At 72.2% G+C, this 15,230-nt stretch carries 10 protein-coding genes and 2 CRISPR repeat arrays; of the genes, 2 read left to right on the top strand and 8 right to left on the bottom strand.

The genetic code is table 11. The annotated features are described in order from the left end of the window. Positions 1 to 182: 182 nt before the first annotated feature. A CRISPR array of direct repeats spans positions 183 to 1,371; the repeat unit is 29 nt; unit sequence GTCCTCCCCGCACCCGCGGGGGTCAGCCG. Positions 1,372 to 1,490: 119 nt separating this feature from the next. The 8 genes from cas2e to cas3 all read right to left on the bottom strand — a co-directional run bounded on the left by cas2e (position 1,491) and on the right by cas3 (position 11,032). Then, positions 1,491 to 1,811, bottom strand: coding sequence for a type I-E CRISPR-associated endoribonuclease Cas2e (gene cas2e, locus ACIRS1_RS35590; RefSeq protein ID WP_402846589.1), 321 nt, complete (start codon positions 1,809 to 1,811; stop codon positions 1,491 to 1,493). A 40-nt stretch (positions 1,812 to 1,851) separates the two neighbouring features. Next, positions 1,852 to 2,775, bottom strand: a complete 924-nt coding sequence (cas1e, locus tag ACIRS1_RS35595; protein ID WP_402846608.1) for a type I-E CRISPR-associated endonuclease Cas1e — start codon at positions 2,773 to 2,775, stop codon at positions 1,852 to 1,854. A 59-nt stretch (positions 2,776 to 2,834) separates the two neighbouring features. Continuing rightward, positions 2,835 to 3,491: a type I-E CRISPR-associated protein Cas6/Cse3/CasE gene (gene cas6e / locus ACIRS1_RS35600; RefSeq protein WP_402846590.1), complete on the bottom strand. Its 657-nt coding sequence runs from the start codon at positions 3,489 to 3,491 to the stop codon at positions 2,835 to 2,837. Further along, positions 3,488 to 4,312 carry a type I-E CRISPR-associated protein Cas5/CasD gene (cas5e, locus tag ACIRS1_RS35605; RefSeq protein WP_402846592.1) on the bottom strand — a complete coding sequence of 275 codons (825 nt, stop codon included), beginning with the start codon at positions 4,310 to 4,312 and terminating at the stop codon, positions 3,488 to 3,490. The genes cas6e and cas5e overlap by 4 nt, the downstream gene beginning before the upstream one ends. Next, entirely contained in the window at positions 4,309 to 5,499 is a 1,191-nt protein-coding gene (gene cas7e / locus ACIRS1_RS35610) for a type I-E CRISPR-associated protein Cas7/Cse4/CasC (protein ID WP_402846594.1), read from the bottom strand. Before cas7e ends, cas5e begins: the two co-directional genes overlap by 4 nt. A gap of 52 nt (positions 5,500 to 5,551) precedes the next feature. Then, positions 5,552 to 6,397: a type I-E CRISPR-associated protein Cse2/CasB gene (gene casB / locus ACIRS1_RS35615; protein ID WP_402846596.1), complete on the bottom strand. Its 846-nt coding sequence runs from the start codon at positions 6,395 to 6,397 to the stop codon at positions 5,552 to 5,554. Then, positions 6,394 to 7,989, bottom strand: a complete 1,596-nt coding sequence (casA, locus tag ACIRS1_RS35620; RefSeq protein ID WP_402846598.1) for a type I-E CRISPR-associated protein Cse1/CasA — start codon at positions 7,987 to 7,989, stop codon at positions 6,394 to 6,396. Before casA ends, casB begins: the two co-directional genes overlap by 4 nt. 217 nt (positions 7,990 to 8,206) lie before the next feature. Next, the gene (gene cas3, locus ACIRS1_RS35625) at positions 8,207 to 11,032 is read right to left on the bottom strand and encodes a CRISPR-associated helicase Cas3' (RefSeq protein ID WP_402846600.1); all 2,826 of its coding nucleotides are present in this window, start codon (positions 11,030 to 11,032) and stop codon (positions 8,207 to 8,209) included. Between the two features lie 503 nt (positions 11,033 to 11,535). Further along, positions 11,536 to 13,332: direct repeats of the CRISPR family, unit length 29 nt; unit sequence GTCCTCCCCGCACCCGCGGGGGTCAGCCG. 463 nt (positions 13,333 to 13,795) lie between these two features. Here cas3 and ACIRS1_RS35630 point away from each other — a divergent pair. Both ACIRS1_RS35630 and ACIRS1_RS35635 read left to right on the top strand, forming a co-directional pair. Further along, the gene (locus tag ACIRS1_RS35630) at positions 13,796 to 14,026 is read left to right on the top strand and encodes a hypothetical protein (protein ID WP_402846602.1); all 231 of its coding nucleotides are present in this window, start codon (positions 13,796 to 13,798) and stop codon (positions 14,024 to 14,026) included. Positions 14,027 to 14,702: 676 nt separating this feature from the next. Further along, entirely contained in the window at positions 14,703 to 15,068 is a 366-nt protein-coding gene (locus ACIRS1_RS35635; RefSeq protein ID WP_402846604.1) for a hypothetical protein, read from the top strand. The last annotated feature ends 162 nt before the right edge of the window (positions 15,069 to 15,230 follow it).

The raw sequence follows: 15,230 nt of genomic DNA on the forward strand, positions 1-15,230 counted from the left end.
TACCCCGTGGGCGCCCACGGCCGGCCGCGACGGTTAACCGTCCAGACGTCATTGGCACGTGGCACGATGTCTCCGGCTCTTTGACACCTCCACAGATCTCCTGGTCCTGACCGACTCAACCGACGCCACATCAGGAATAGCAAAGAAAGGGCAAAGCCACCGCATCACCCCAGGTCGGAAAGAGTCCTCCCCGCACCCGCGGGGGTCAGCCGCCGGCCCCGGCCGGATTCATGTGGGTTGAGGAGTGCTCCCCGCACCCGCGGGGGTCAGCCGCTCCGAGTGACCGGGGACGACAAGCGGGCCGAGTCCTCCCCGCACCCGCGGGGGTCAGCCGCCGTACGTCTGGGGGGGAACCGGGCCGGCGCAGTCCTCCCCGCACCCGCGGGGGTCAGCCGCAGAGCTTTACGGTCAATTCGGGCGCACTGAAGTCCTCCCCGCACCCGCGGGGGTCAGCCGGTGGTGCACGGCCGGTGAGTGCGCCCCTGGATGTCCTCCCCGCACCCGCGGGGGTCAGCCGTTGGTGAGGACGTACAGCGTGTGGGAGCCCGAGTCCTCCCCGCACCCGCGGGGGTCAGCCGTGTCCAGTCTCAGTGGAGGTGGACCACCGCGAGTCCTCCCCGCACCCGCGGGGGTCAGCCGGGCTTGGGCATGACGGCATCGTACGACCAGACGTCCTCCCCGCACCCGCGGGGGTCAGCCGGTCTACCTCCAGCTCTACGACCCCAAGTCCGGGTCCTCCCCACACCCGCGGGGGTCAGCCGGAGGCGGAGGTCCGGCAGATCGACGACCGCATGTCCTCCCCGCACCCGCGGGGGTCAGCCGGCGTAGGGGCTGCCGTCGACGGAGATGATCGCGTCCTCCCCGCACCCGCGGGGGTCAGCCGCCGCAGTAGGCCTTGGTCAGCATTGCCACGTAGTCCTCCCTGCACCCGCGGGGGTCAGCCGGTCCTCACCCCCGACGGCCCGCTCCACCGCGAGTCCTCCCCGCACCCGCGGGGGTCAGCCGACGCTCACCGGCCACCATCCGGCGTGTCGAGAGTCCTCCCCGCACCCGCGGGGGTCAGCCGAGCGGGACGAGCGGCATCAGCTCCTCGTACCAGTCCTCCCCGCACCCGCGGGGGTCAGCCGCGGGGCCGGATCACGCACCGGCCGTCGCAGTAGTCCTCCCCGCACCCGCGGGGGTCAGCCGCACCGTGGCCGCCTGGTCCGGTTCATCGTCCGGTCCTCCCCGCACCCGCGGGGGTCAGCCGTCAGCCGGCGGGTCCGGCCTGGTATTCAGCAGGTCCTCCCCGCACCCGCGGGGGTCAGCCGGTCGACGGCTGTGGCCGTCCCATCTGTGCGGCGTCCTCCCCGCACCCGCGGGGGTCAGCCGATGGTCCGCAGGGCGGTACAAGGTGGGCTTGACCGGGTGCAACCGCTAATGCTCGGCTGCGCCCCTGGCACAACGCAAGCTGTCGATAATCCCGGGTCGATCCATTCGACAGCACCGTTTCACGCTTCGATCGCGATCAGAGCATCCATGGGCTGGAGACCTTTCATCGCGACCAGGGTCAGCCCGTCGAAGTCGACGGGCTGACGTCGCTGCTCGCCGGCGGTCCGCAGCTCGAAGCCCTGTTCGTTGGCCGCGGTGTGGACGAGCACCGCCACGCCCGCCCCGACGCAGCCGCTGACGGCCTGCCAGAGTTCCTCGCGCACCTTGGCGGAGATGGTGCCGACGTACAGCTGGGGCGTGACCTCGATGAGCCAGCGGGTGAGGGCTCCGCGTACGTGGTCGGGGACCGCTGTGGCGGAGAGGACGGTCATGCCTCCCATGGGTGCACCCCGTTCCGGCGGTGTGCGGGCCGGCCGGGCCTCACAGCAGCTCCTCCCCCGCGTAGTTGACCCCGCCCGGGACGGGGCCGGAGACCGGGTCCCACAGGTCGACGAGCTGCTCCTCCGGGTCGGGGAGGGTGATGTCCTGGTCCGGGGCGAGCAGGCGCTGGACGTCGGTGACGATGCGCGGCAGCAGGTGGAACAGCCGCAGGCCGTCACGGAAGCCGCGGCGGGCGTCGGCTTCGGGCCGTGGGGAGGCGTGGAGGGAGAAGGCGAGCGGGATGGTGAATTCGGCCTTGTACAGGTCGGCGACGTCGTAGACGAAGGCCTGCTGGTTGCCGCTGTGGACGAAGCCGAGGGCGGGCGAGCAGCCGAGGGCGAGGACGGCCGCGTGGACGATGCCGTAGAGGCAGGTGTTGGCGGAGGAGAGGGCGAGGTTGACCGGGTCCTGGGTGTCCCAGGAGTTCGGGTCGTAGTTGCGGCGGAAGCGGCCGATGCGGTGCTGCTGGGCGAGGAGGCGGTAGTGGCCCTTGACCCGTTGGCCTTCCAGGCCGCGCAGCTGGGTGAGGCCGCTGCCGGCCGGGACGGTGCCGCGGCCGAAGCGCTGCTCGTACATGGCGGTGGCGACGGCCAGGCGGGTGGTGTCGTCCGCCCAGGCCCGGGCCTGGCGTTCGAGCCAGGTGGTGCTGAGGGATTCGGGGACGGTGGCGGCATAGCAGCGGACGCCGCCGGATCCGGCGATGACGACGGTGGTGCCGTGGCGGGCGAAGGTCGACAGGGCGCGGGCGGTGATGGAGGTGCCGGGGCCGAGGAGGACGCAGCTGAGGGCCGCCGTGGGCAGATAGACCGTTTCGGTGCCGCGGTGGGGGCTGGTGACCTGGGCGCAGACGCCGGTGTCGTCCTGGACGATGCGGACGATGTCGAGGTAGAGGAAGGAAAGGGAGTCGGCGACGCGGGGCAGCATGGCGACGGTGGGGGCCGCGAGTCTGCGCCGGGCGCTGCCGGGGTCGGGGCGGCGGTCGGTCACTGGGGCCCCCGCTGGGGGGCGATGCTGAGGAGACCGCAGCCGTAGGCCTTGCCCTTTCCGATGCCGTCGGTGAGGCGCGTGCGCAGGAGGTCGGCGTCGGTGATGACGGCGGTTCCTTCGAACAGGACGCGGTCGTGCTTGATGGGGCGCTGGTCGCTGCGGCGGTTGCCCTTGGCGGCTTCGAGGGGGCTGGAGTGGAGGGTACCGAGGTCGAGGCCGGAGGACTGGGCCTGGCGGGCCCACCAGTCGTCGGCGGCCGCGCCCTGGAGGGGGACGACGGCTTTGAGCCGGTAGAGCTCTCGGGTGGCTCGGCTGGGCTTGCGGATGGGGTTGGCGGCGATGCGGTAGCGGATGTGGAGGCCGGGGCGCAGGGCGTCCAGGAGCGGGGTGAGGGTCTTGGTCATCGCCTGCCCGTAACCGGTGGGAAGGCGGTCGAGGTCGGGGCGCTCGGCGCTCTGAAGGAGGATCTGGTCCCCGGTGGGCGTCGATTCGGTGCGGAAGAGGACGCCGAGGCGCCGGCGCGGCTCCTCGTCGACCACCTGGTCGGGGAAGAGCGACATCATGCGGTGGTGCAGGTCGACGGCGCCGGCGCTGTCGCGGCGGGCCTCGCGGCTGCGCGGGTCGGGGATGATGCGGGTGAGCCAGAGGGTCATGCGGGGATGCTTTCCGGGCGGGTGGTGTGCCGGGTCAGGTAGTCGCCGAGGGCGGTCAGGTAGTCGGCGGCGAGGCCCTTGCAGCGGTCGGCGGGCAGAGTGAGGGTGCGCTGGTAGCGGGGGCGGGCGCGGTAGGACCGTCGCCGAGGGTGGAAGTCGATCGGGTCGTCGGTGACCTCGCCGGCGGGGGTGCTGCCGTCGTCGTCCCCGGGTTGGGGGTGGTCGCCGAGGCGGTCGAGCGGCTGGTCGCCGTGGAAGACGATGTCGACGGTCCTGCTGCCCGCGCGGGCCCGTCGGGCGATCGGCAGGTGGACGAGGTGGTGCAGGGGGTAGTCGACGAGGCCGAGCAGCAGGGGGCCTTCGGGCGGGCAGGAGCGGCGTCCCAGGTAGGGGGGCCAGTGCGGGTTGCGCAACGCCTGCGCCCACTCGTCGAGGTGGTAGGGGGGCGCGGTGATGACGGCGGTGAAGGCGGCGTCGGCGAGGTAGTAGCGGTGGGACAGCAGCGTGGCGGTGGCGCCGGTGCGCTTCTTGCCCTCGGCGGTGGTGACCGTGCGGGCCGCGGGCAGGCCGCCGCCGACGGTGTGCAGGTCGCGCAGGATCACGCCCGCCCGGTCGGTACGGACGGTCAGCGAGAGGGCGGCGAGGTCGTTGATGTCCTCGCCCCGTTTGCGGCCGAGGGCCGCGGCGAGCAGGCCGATGACGCCGGAGCGGGTGGGGAACGGCGCGGTGTCGCGCTCGTTGAACTGGCCGGTCTCGCCCCAGGACTGCAGTGGCGCGGCCAGGCGCAGCAGCAGTCCTCGGGTGGGGACGGGGGTGCTCATGCGCTGGCCCCGGCGATCTCGGAAGCGGACGCGGAGCCGGTGGTGAAGGCCTCGTCGATGGCGGTGTCGATGAGCTGGGGGAAGGAGTCGACGCGGGTGCCGAGGCCCTCGAGGTCCTTGTCCTCCAGGCTGGCCCAGGCGGCGGCGACGGTGCCGCGCTTGCCGAGGAGCTTGTGGGCGGCCGTGGCGTATCGAGCCAGGGCCGTGCGGGAGGCGGGGCTGTATCCGCCGCTCTCGTGGGAGGCGACGGGCTGTTCGAACGCGGCGGCGTAGGAAAGCGGGCGGTCGCTGCGGACGGCGATGTGGACGAGGTCGGGGATGGTGTGCGGGGCGGTGGCGGTCCTCTTGGCACGTGGCAGGGAGAGGATGAACGCCTCGGCGAACCCGGCGGCGAGTTCACGGGCGGCCTCGCGGTCGCCGCCGAGGTTGGCCGCCAGGTCGGCGAGGTCGACGGTGGCGTAGCGGTAGAAGACGCCGGCGCTGAACTCGGCGTGGCCCATGTGGGCGCTACCGGTGGTGTCGCCCCAGTCGGAGGTGACGTCGTCGACCGCGGAGAAGTAGTCCAGTTCGACGTCGGTGCCGTGGGTGGTCATGGCGTGGGCGACCTGCACAGCGCCGTCGACACCGGCGTCGTCGACCTCGGCGAGCATGCGGCCGAAGAGGTTGATAACGCCGTTGCGGCCGCGCAGGATGGCGTCGATCGGCTCCTTGGGCAGGACGCTCTTGTCACCGGCCTTCTTGATGTCCTTGGCGCTCTCGAGTTCGGCACGGTGTTCCTCGGCGAGGGCGGCGAGTTCGGCGACGGCCGTCTCGGGCACGTAGACCATGGCGTTGGTGGTGACGACGGGTGAGTCCTTGGCCGTCTCGAACTTGATGCTGCTGCCGGCGGCGACGTGCTGGCCGGCACGTTGGGCGAGCTCGGCGGGCCAGCCGTGCTGGTCCTCGAGGAGACGGGTGACGCGGGCGCCGATGCGGCGGGTGCGCAGGGCCTGCTCGCCGAAGCTGTGCTGGAAGTACTCGCGAACGGCGCGCTTCCAGGACTGGCTGCTGACACGGGTGCGTTCGGTGTCGCCGTAGCGGACGGTCTTGACGGAGTTGTTGTCGTCGCGGTTGAGGTTGGCGAACGGGACGCTCTGGACGACGTGGATGTCGAGAAAACGGGCGGTGGTGCGGTCGGGGCCGGGCATGCTCTGCTCCTTGGGGTCGGTGTGTGCGGTGGTCTGTACGGGGTCGGGGCTCTCAGGCCTCCGGCGCGGCGCCGTCCGTGGCATCGGCGTCGGGGGTGCCGGCGTCGGGGGTGTCCGGGACGTCGCTCTGCTCGTCGTCGTGCTCGCGGGCCCGGCGCTCGCCGTCCTTCTGCAGGGCCCGGTGGTAGTCCTGGAGCCAGATCCGCTTGACCGTGCCGGAGCGTCGCCGCCACTGGCAGAGGTCGATGAGCAGCTGGGCCCAGTCGATCTCGACGTCGCTGCCGCGAAGCTGGCGGATGGCTCCGGGCAGGTGGCGGTGCAGGCCGTCTACGCTCTGCCGGCTCAGGAGGTTGAGGCGGGTCTCGGCCGAGGTCTCGCGCAGACCGCCCGCTTGGCCGCCCTTGATGACGCCGTCGGCGAAGGCGTGGCCGAGGCTGCGCGGGGGGATCCGCTTGCCGGTGCCGGACTCCGCGTCACCCGGGTGGGCGGGCGCGTCCGGCGCCGCTTCGGCGGCCGGTGTCTCCTCACCCGCCGGCTGGTCCTTCGACCCGTTCGTCTTCGAGGTCTCGGCCTTCGCGGCGGCGTACTGGTCGCGGCGCTGCGCGGCGATCAGGGAGGCGACGGTGTAGAAGGCGCGCTGGACGTCGCGGCTGCGCGTCTGCTCCTCGGTGAGCCAGGAGGCCACGTAGCGGTGCATGAACGGCACGGCGTCCAGGTCCTTGCCGACGCCGCGACGCAGGGCCGCGCGGACGCCGGGGTCCTCGTGGCTGCGCTTGTCGATCCTGCCGGTGAAGGCGCGGGCCCGCCCCAGCGAGGGGACGAGGGAGGGCTGCTTCGGCGCGGTGACCGCGTCGTCCGCCGGTTTGGCGGGCCCGGGGATGGTGCTGGTCGTGCTCATGCTTCCTCCGTACTGGTGGTGCGGCCACCGGTGGCGCCGGTCTTGGCGGGGCGTTTCACCGGCCCGCCGTACAGCTCGAGGCGGGCGGTGGTGCAGGCCTTGGATCCGCGCATGGTGCCGAGCGCGCCATAGGTGACGGTGTCGTAGGCCTGCTCGGCGAGGGTGCGGAACGCCGCGGCGGCGCCGTCGAAGTCGCGTGCGTTCAGGCGCTTCCAGAACTCAGCCTCGGCGGCGGGCCAGTAGCGGGCGGCGGCGACGACGGCCCAGGTGCAGTCGCGGATCTTGGGGGCGGTGGTGAAGGCGGCCCAGGCCTTCTTGACGGCCCGGTCGAGCCGGTTGCCGTACCGCTCCCCCAGGACGCGCAGGCGGCCGATCTCGACCGCGACCGTAAGGTCCTTGCCCTCGGCCTCGGCGAGCCCGAGGACCGGTGGGGTGACCGCGTCGACGAACTGAGTGTCCTTGGCCTGTCCGTCCTGCTCGAATCCCAGCGCACGCACCCTCAGGTCCTCCGAGACCTCCAGCGCGGTGCGGAACACGCCCGGACGGCGTGGGCGGGTGCTGCCTGCGGGATTGTTGAGCAGCAAGGCGTCCAGATCGCGCCAGAGCGCGCGCTGGGAGTCGGCGGGACGGGGGTAGGGGTTGCCCTCCTTGCTGGTCTGCCAGATCAGGTACGGGTCACCCTCGCGGGAGATCTTGATCTGGTTCGCCCAGGTGATGAACGCGTCCCGAACGTGCCGGCCGGTGGCGTCGGGCACGAGCAGCAGCGCGTGCTGGGAGCGGGCCGTGAGCGCGGAGCACGGGCCTTGCAGGGGCGGCGGGGCGGCCACGGGGTCGGGCAGCTCGTCCCGCTCCCACGGGCACAGGTCACTGTCGCGGGAGACACCCTGGGCGGGCTCGGGAAGTCCGGCCAGCAGCGTCTCGAACAGGGTCTCGCCCTCCGGGTGGTAGGAGAGCGTGCTTCGCAGGGGTCCGGCCTTGCTGCTGGCCGCCTTGATACCGCCGACGGTACGGCTGGAGCAGCGTCCGGAGGGGCCGTAGTAGTGCCAGACGAGCAGGTGCAGAACGGCCTGGTCCGGAGTCGGCAGCTCGGGGGCGGCGCTGTTGACGTGCTGGAACCAGGAGTGGTTGTTGCCCGAGGGGCGGGTGGTGATGAGCTTGTCGACGCCGGCGGTGTTCGCCGGGTCGCACTGCTCCGCCAGCCTCGGGTCCTGTAGGAACGGACGCCCGGGGTCGAAGAGGTCGAAGCGGCCGCAGATCGGCGTGAGGTAGCGGGCGACCTGTTCTTCGTTGAAGCTTCCCTGGGTGACCAGATCCTCGCGGCGAGTGGACCAGTCGCCCGGACCGGCTTCGTCGAGCTCCGCAACGCGGGCGGTGATCGCGTATAGGACACGGTACAGCGCGGAGAGTGCCGGTGGATCGGCGATCGTGATCTGCGCGATCCCGTGGGCGCGCAGGAGGAGTTCACGCAGACCGACCTCGGGCGGACGGGCCGTGCTGGCGTCCACCGTGTCGTTCTCCTCCTGACAGGGGATCCACCGGACGGGGATCCACGGTTCGTCGAGGAGGTTGTAGGCGGGGGGTGCGGATGGCATGCGGCCTCCGGCGAGGCGAGTGCGGGTGATCACAGGGTGGGTAGGCTCTGCCCGGTCCCCGCGAACGAGCGGGGGTGAGCCGTGCGGCGCCTAGCAAACGGCCGTGTCGGCAGGCCTGTCCCCGCGCAAGCGGGGGTCACGCCGGTCCCTAGATGGGCGACAACCCCTGCCTGGGACCGGCGTAGCCAACGTATCGTCAAGTGCGGTGCCTAAGAAGCTAGTTCTCGGAAATTCCCACGTTCGAGTACGCGATCCGCCGCTCCCCCAGCCAGCCCGTCCACCGGTCACCATCCGGGCGCATGCGCAGCAGCGCCAGCTCGGCGAGCAGGGGCCGGTCGCCCCAGGCCTTCGGCACGGCGTTCTCCTCCGTGCGGCCGGCGAGCCAGCGACCGGGCAGCGGCACGGTGTGCCGCATGATCAGCGCAATCTCGCCCCGGTCCGCCGCACCTGCGGGCAGCGGAACATAGCGGTCGGGATCGAGGCTCCATCCGCCCACCCGTTCGAAGACGCACACGGCGCGGCCGCTGTCCGCGCCGAGGCGGGTGGTCAGCAGGTCGTCCGAGACGACGAAGCTACGCTCGCTGAGTGGGGAGAGATCGTCGACCACGTCGTACGGTGCGGGGATGACGGTGATCTCCGCCAGCTGCTCCTCGGCCGCAGCCGAGGCGATGCGTTCGGCGTCCATCCGGTCGAGTTCCGCCGAGGCGGCCTTGTCCAGGCTGACCCCGAAGTCGTCCGCGTAGACCTCGTCCACGAGCTCCTGGACGTCTCCCGGGACCTCGACCGCACCGCCCGACCGCTTTTCGAGCAGCAGACTGGTGCGGCGCAGCAGGGACGCGTCGTAGACGCTGCCCCAGGAGCGGGGTGCAGCAGCGCGGCCTTTGTCGTCGAGCGGCTCCAGCACGATCATGCGCGGCTCGGCGGGCAGGCCCGTCCACGCCGGACGGTTGGGGCGGTCGTGGCGCTTGCCTCGACCCGCCCGCTGAAGGAGCTGCGCCAGCGGGGCGAGGTCCGAGACGATCAGGTCGAAGTCCAGGTCGAGTGACTGTTCGACGATCTGGGTGGCCACCAGGATCGAGCCCTCGCGCGGGGCGGCCGCCGCCGCGACGGTCGCGGGCTTCCCGTACACGGCCTCGCACTCGGTGGTGATGCGCTGCCGCTCGTGGGCAGGGTAGCGGGAGTGGAGCAGCCGCAGCCCGCCCTCGCGCGCGGCGAGCTCGGGCAGGACCGACGCCAGGTAGCGGTAGGTGCGCTGGGCTTCGTCCACGGTGGTGCAGCAGACGAGGACGCAGCCGCCCTCGGCAGTGACCGGCGCGAGGATCTCGTGCAGGGCGTCACGTCGCCCCTGCGCGTCCGACTTCTTGACGACGCCATGGTCACGGACGTCCCAGTGCACCCTCCGGGTCTCCACACGCAGGGTCCGCCTACGACTGCTACCGACCTCGCGCGGCGTGGACACCTCCCCGCTACCCGCGTCCACGAAGAGCCATCCCGGGTAGCAGGGCTCCACCGCGGAGGGCTCGCGGAAGCCCGCGCCGCGCCGGTAGGCGTCGACGAGCGACGAGGCCGCCTTGCCGGTCAGGGTCGCCGACAACAGCACGACCGATGCTCCGAACGCGCCGAGCCACTCCAGCAGCCGCACCAGCAGGCTGTGCATCCACGGGCCGTAGGCGTGCGCCTCATCCACCACCAGCACCTTGTTCGACAGGCCGAACAGCCGCAGGAAGCCGTAGCGGACCGGCAGAACGCCGGTGAGCGCCTGGTCGACGGTGCCGTTGGCGAGCGGCGCGAGCAGACCCCGCCGCCCCGTCCGCAGCCACTGACCCGCCTCGGTGTCCGCGAGAACGGCCGACCCGTCCGTCGCCCCCTCCCCCGGGGCGTAGTCCGGGCTCAGCCAGGCCATGCTGTGCAGCAGCGTGAGCGCGCGATCGCCCTCGACGTTGTCCTTCGCGAACCTGCGGAACCTGGTGAACATCGCGTCCGCCGTGGCCATCGTCGGCAGCGCGAAGTAGACGCCGGAAGCGCCTGAGGCCCGCGCGATCACGGAGGCCGCGTGCAGGGCGGTCTCGGTCTTGCCGTCCCCGGTCGGGGCGGTGACCAGCAGCAGGCCGGGCCCCTTCACCACCCCCGGCAGGTGCTCCGCGACGTCGGCCTGGAGCTTGTTCGGGGGGAACGGGAACTGCTGTGTGAAGGGCCTGTCCGGGAACGCCGCCCGCCCGAGGCCCGCGTCACGGACCCACTGCGGCACGGCCTTGGCCGCCGCCTCGAAGTGCTCGGCGAGCTCCGCGTCCCCGGTCTTCCAGTCCTCACCGGGCCTTCGCGGCTCGATGACGTCGACCTGGCTCGCCAGCCAGTCGGCCACCACGACCAGCCCGGTGACCACCACCGCCAGCTCACCGGGCAGCACGGACTCCAGGGGCTCGTCGGCCCCGACCGTCCGACGGACCGCGTGGGCGTGCGCGAGCCGCTGCTCCCGCCAGCCAGCGGCGGTGCCGAGAGCCGGCTGGTAGCCCGACGGATTGTTGATCTCCTTCACCTGCAGCGTGGGGGCGAAGCATCCGTGATGACCGCCGAGCAGCTGGGCGATCTGGTGCGCCGGCGACTTCCTGACGGGCTTGTGGAGCGGATAGCCGCACTGCTTGAAGAACTCGACCAGCCCCCAGTGCGTGGCCGTCTCGTGCCTCAAGTTCCCGCTGCGCTTCGCCGCCGGGTTGTCCTCCGTGTACGCCGGATCCCCCGCCAGCTTCGCGAACTCCCCAGCCACCTGCTGCTGGAAGTGCAACGAGATCTTTCCGATGTCATGGAGCCCGGCCCACAACATCACCATCTTCCGGGCCTCACCCTCGCCGGCACCCATGGCCCCGGCGACCCGCGCCCGCACCCGCTCACTCAGGACCGCGTCCCACAGCGCACCGGCGACGGCGGCCGTGTCCAGAAGGTGGCAGATCACGGGGTACGGACCGGGCAGACCGGCGTCCTTGCCCCACAGGCGGGAGTCGGGATCGACCGACTCGAATCCCCCAACGGGCGTGCTTTCGCTCATGACTGAGGATCTATCAGCAGCCACCGACAATCCTCATGGCCCTCACACCGGGTTCAGAGGCAGGCGAGGGCCTGGCCGGCGGCATCCTCGACGCATCGCCCGAGGTCACTGGCATCAGACGAGCGTGCGCGGTAGTTCGTGTAACGATTCAGACGCCGCCGGCCAGGCCCAACCACCCTTTAGGTTAGAGCTTTTGGCCACTCACGGGTCCGGCAGAAGAATGGGGAACATCCGCGATCATGCCGGCCCCCCACGCTGTGCGAGGCCGCCGCCCGGCACCGGCCCCTGCCCGCTCACCGCCTGGCAAAAGGGCGCCCCTGTGACCCGAGCCGCCGCCTTTGAACAGCCACCACCCCCCATTGGCACCGGCCTGCGACCTTCGTCACCCCCAGTACCCATGGCATCATGTAAGCGCTCCTTGACACCTCGACACTGGGCATCAGACGCACCGCCCGCATAGTCAAGAAATCGCAAAGCCTCCACAACGCCGCAGGTCACGAAGTGTCCTCCCCGCACCCGCGGGGGTCAGCCGGTCGGCTGGATGTGCAGCCGGAGCACGCCCTCGTCCTCCCCGCACCCGCGGGGGTCAGCCGCGCTTCTCCTCGGGGCATCGCCCGAGGCGGTGGTCCTCCCCGCACCCGCGGGGGTCAGCCGTCGGCGACGGACAGCAGGTGGGCGCCGGGTGCGTCCTCCCCGCACCCGCGGGGGTCAGCCGTCCTGCACCGCGGCGTCGACCTCCAGGCGCGGGTCCTCCCCGCACCCGCGGGGGTCAGCCGCGCGGCTCGACCCCGACCGAGGACCAGCCGTAGTCCTCCCCGCACCCGCGGGGGTCAGCCGATCGACGCCGTCTCGGCGCTGGTCACCGCTCTGTCCTCCCCGCACCCGCGGGGGTCAGCCGTAGTCGAGTCGGCCTCGGCGGAGGTGCTTGACGTCCTCCCCGCACCCGCGGGGGTCAGCCGGCCGACGGCGCCGTCCGGCAGGCCATCGCCGAGTCCTCCCCGCACCCGCGGGGGTCAGCCGTCGGTGACGGTGAGCATGGGTTGAGCTCCTGTGTCCTCCCCGCACCCGCGGGGGTCAGCCGGACCTGGTCCCGTTCCCCGAGGGGGCGCCCGGGTCCTCCCCGCACCCGCGGGGGTCAGCCGTCGGTCACGGTGGTCTCCTCAGGCGGCGGGTTGTCCTCCCCGCACCCGCGGGGGTCAGCCGCGTGTTCATGTCCACACCTGCGTGTTTCCGGAGTCCTCCCCGCACCCGCGGGGGTCAGCCGCGCGGCTCTCGAGGCCGGCCGGGACACCGCGTGTCCTCCCCGCACCCGCGGGGGTCAGCCGAATTCGGCCATGGCCATCACCGCGCTGCGCACGTCCTCCCCGCACCCGCGGGGGTCAGCCACCTGATCCGCTGGCAGAACACCCTGCTGGTGCGTCCTCCCCGCACCCGCGGGGGTCAGCCGCTCGTCGGAGCCACCGTGCGCATCGCCGGCCTGTCCTCCCCGCACCCGCGGGGGTCAGCCGGCGCCCACCAGCGAGACCCGCGACCTCAGCGAGTCCTCCCCGCACCCGCGGGGGTCAGCCATCCGGGTAGCCGTGGGTCTGGGCGTAGGTGACGTCCTCCCCGCACCCGCGGGGGTCAGCCACCCGGTGTCGCCTGTCAGGGCTGGCACCCACAGTCCTCCCCGCACCCGCGGGGGTCAGCCGGCCGTCGAGCAGCTCGCCACCAGCACCCCGGCGTCCTCCCCGCACCCGCGGGGGTCAGCCGTAGTGCCGCCGGGCCGGGCCCGGTGGCACCCGGTCCTCCCCGCACCCGCGGGGGTCAGCCGGCATCCCCATGACCACCGAGCTGTTCACCGTGGTCCTCCCCGCACCCGCGGGGGTCAGCCGGAGGGCCGGCGATGAGGGCGAGCGACGTGCACGTCCTCCCCGCACCCGCGGGGGTCAGCCGGCGGCCTTGTCCAGGGTTAGCTGGCGGATCGCGTCCTCCCCGCACCCGCGGGGGTCAGCCGGCGGCCTTGTCCAGGGTTAGCTGGCGGATCGCGTCCTCCCCGCACCCGCGGGGGTCAGCCGAACGCGCCCGCCCCCGAACCGGTGGTCGAGGAGTCCTCCCCGCACCCGCGGGGGTCAGCCGGGATAACACTCCATCGCCCACCGACTGCCCGGGTCCTCCCCGCACCCGCGGGGGTCAGCCGAGGACGGTGAGGCTGAGCGTGACGGCCATGAGGTCCTCCCCGCACCCGCAGGGGTCAGCCGCCGCTGCCGCCCCAGCCGCAGTCCTGGCCGTGGTCGTCCCCGACCCACAGGGGGCAGCCGGCCCAGCGACAGGTATCGAACCCCCACCGAGGAGGAATGGGACGTCTTCCTCGCGCACTTCGAGAAGCGCAACGTCTCCATCGGCACCTGCGCTCGTGCCTTTTCAAGCCGGGCCCACCGAATGGTGGGGCCCGGCTCTTTCCTGTTCAGTCATCAGCCTCTGGCAGTCCCAGCCCGCCCAGGCCGGGCACGGACGATCGCTCCATGCCCTCTGACAGAGCCCCCGACGGAGTTCCAGGGCCGTCTCTTGACCTCGGCCCCGAGATGACCGCAGTAGGCAGGGCCTACCGAGACCTCGATCGGAATGCCGGTGGCGAGGGACTGGTGGGCGGCGGGAGGATCTCGATGACGCGCAAGCCGAAGGGCTGTTCGCAAGGGTGCGGCTGGGCCGTGGTTGCCGAGGTGAGCAAGGCGTCCCGGACCGCGGCCGGGCCCTCGCCGTGTTCGGAGAGCTGGGCGCGCTGTGCGGTTCCTTACCTCCCTCGAGTACGCGTTCCTGGCCGGCCGCAGCCTCTGGCAGGACCGCGACGGCTTCCGCCCGGCACCCGAGTGCGCCAGCGAGACCCTCGGCGCCGCCCACCCCGGCCCGGCCTGCGACGCCCTGCTCGCCGCCAGCCCCAAGGCCCAGGCCCAGTGGCAGGAGGAGTGCGCCTTCACCGACTTCGAGACGGCCGTCCTCCACCGCCGCGACTGACCCCGCGCCGTCGTACCGTTCCGAGGCATCGACTGGGGCTCCGCTGGCGGTGGGCTGTTCGGCGACGGCGAAGGTCTCGACGACACGCAGGCCGAACTCGACGTCACAGGAGAGTGGTTCGCCACCTCCCGCGAACGGAGGGAACGTCGAAGGCACCCAAGGACCCCGTGGTGACCCATCGCGGTCCAACTGCCGTCATCTGACGGTACGCACGCATGACGCACGCATGGGAGTCTTGACACTGATCCGGGGGGGATCCTTGTCCGCCGGGTCCGGCAGTCACGACGTGCTGGACCGAGACGCTGGACTACTTCAAGGCTGTCGGCCTGTTTCTGTCGAATCACCATGCCTCGTGACGGGGCCGGCGTCGGCGGCGACTCGTGCCGTCAGGAACACCGTCAGGAACGCCGCCAGGAAGGGGGTGCCAGCATGACATCATTCCGACCGCCCGCATGGTCGGCCGCCGTGCTGACGGCAGGCATGCTGCTGTGCGGGTGCGGCAGCACCACGGGATGGCAACCGTTTCCCGGAGGCGCCCTCCTCGCCCTCGCAGCCCACGGACGCGCTCGCGCTCACGGCCCTGCAGGATCTGGCGTCCGCGCTCGGGGAGCAGGGCCGTGCCGGGTTCAAGGACACCTTCGGCGCGCTCAAACCGGATCCCGCGGCGGGCCGGGTCGTGCTGTTCGCGACGGACGAACCGCGGGCGAAGGAACTCGTCACGGCCGCGAGCAAGGCACACCCGCCCGTCGAGACGCAACGCACGGAGATCCGGCACTCCGCCTTCTCCCGGGCGACCGTCGACCCCGTCCTCCAGAGGATCGGCAACGCGGCACAGGCCGGCTCGCTGCCCTTCCCGGTCCACACCGCGGCCCTGCTCCCGGACGCTTCCGGGATCACGGCGACCACGACCAAGGAGGGCGCGACGTCACCGGCCCTCAGGGAGGCCGTGGCGGAACTCGCCGGCACCGTACCGGAGTGGTACGGGAAGAGCGGCCCCGTACACCACCTGGATGCCACGGCTCAGATGGTGCCGCCACCGTGAGGCCGGACACCGCGCCCGGTGCCCGGAGCCGCGCGGGGGCGGGTCCGGGCACCGGGGCGGTCCGCCGGGCTAGATGAATGATGCGAAGGGTTAGTGGTCGTAGGCGGTCAGCGAGCGCATGACGGGCTGACCAGTGTGGTCGTTGTGCCAGATTGCGCAGGT

The organism is Kitasatospora sp. NPDC101176, from assembly GCF_044768035.1.
In the GTDB taxonomy this organism is placed as follows: Bacteria; Actinomycetota; Actinomycetes; order Streptomycetales; family Streptomycetaceae; genus Kitasatospora.

Bases quoted from the DNA above. Each gene is read 5' to 3' on its own strand.
- cas2e (WP_402846589.1), bottom strand. From the start codon at position 1,811: ATGGGAGGCATGACCGTCCTCTCCGCCACAGCGGTCCCCGACCACGTA.
- casB (WP_402846596.1), bottom strand. From the start codon at position 6,397: ATGAGCACGACCAGCACCATCCCCGGGCCCGCCAAACCGGCGGACGAC.
- casA (WP_402846598.1), bottom strand. From the start codon at position 7,989: ATGCCATCCGCACCCCCCGCCTACAACCTCCTCGACGAACCGTGGATC.
- cas1e (WP_402846608.1), bottom strand. From the start codon at position 2,775: ATGCTGCCCCGCGTCGCCGACTCCCTTTCCTTCCTCTACCTCGACATC.
- cas5e (WP_402846592.1), bottom strand. From the start codon at position 4,312: ATGAGCACCCCCGTCCCCACCCGAGGACTGCTGCTGCGCCTGGCCGCG.
- cas7e (WP_402846594.1), bottom strand. From the start codon at position 5,499: ATGCCCGGCCCCGACCGCACCACCGCCCGTTTTCTCGACATCCACGTC.
- cas6e (WP_402846590.1), bottom strand. From the start codon at position 3,491: ATGACCCTCTGGCTCACCCGCATCATCCCCGACCCGCGCAGCCGCGAG.
- cas3 (WP_402846600.1), bottom strand. From the start codon at position 11,032: ATGAGCGAAAGCACGCCCGTTGGGGGATTCGAGTCGGTCGATCCCGAC.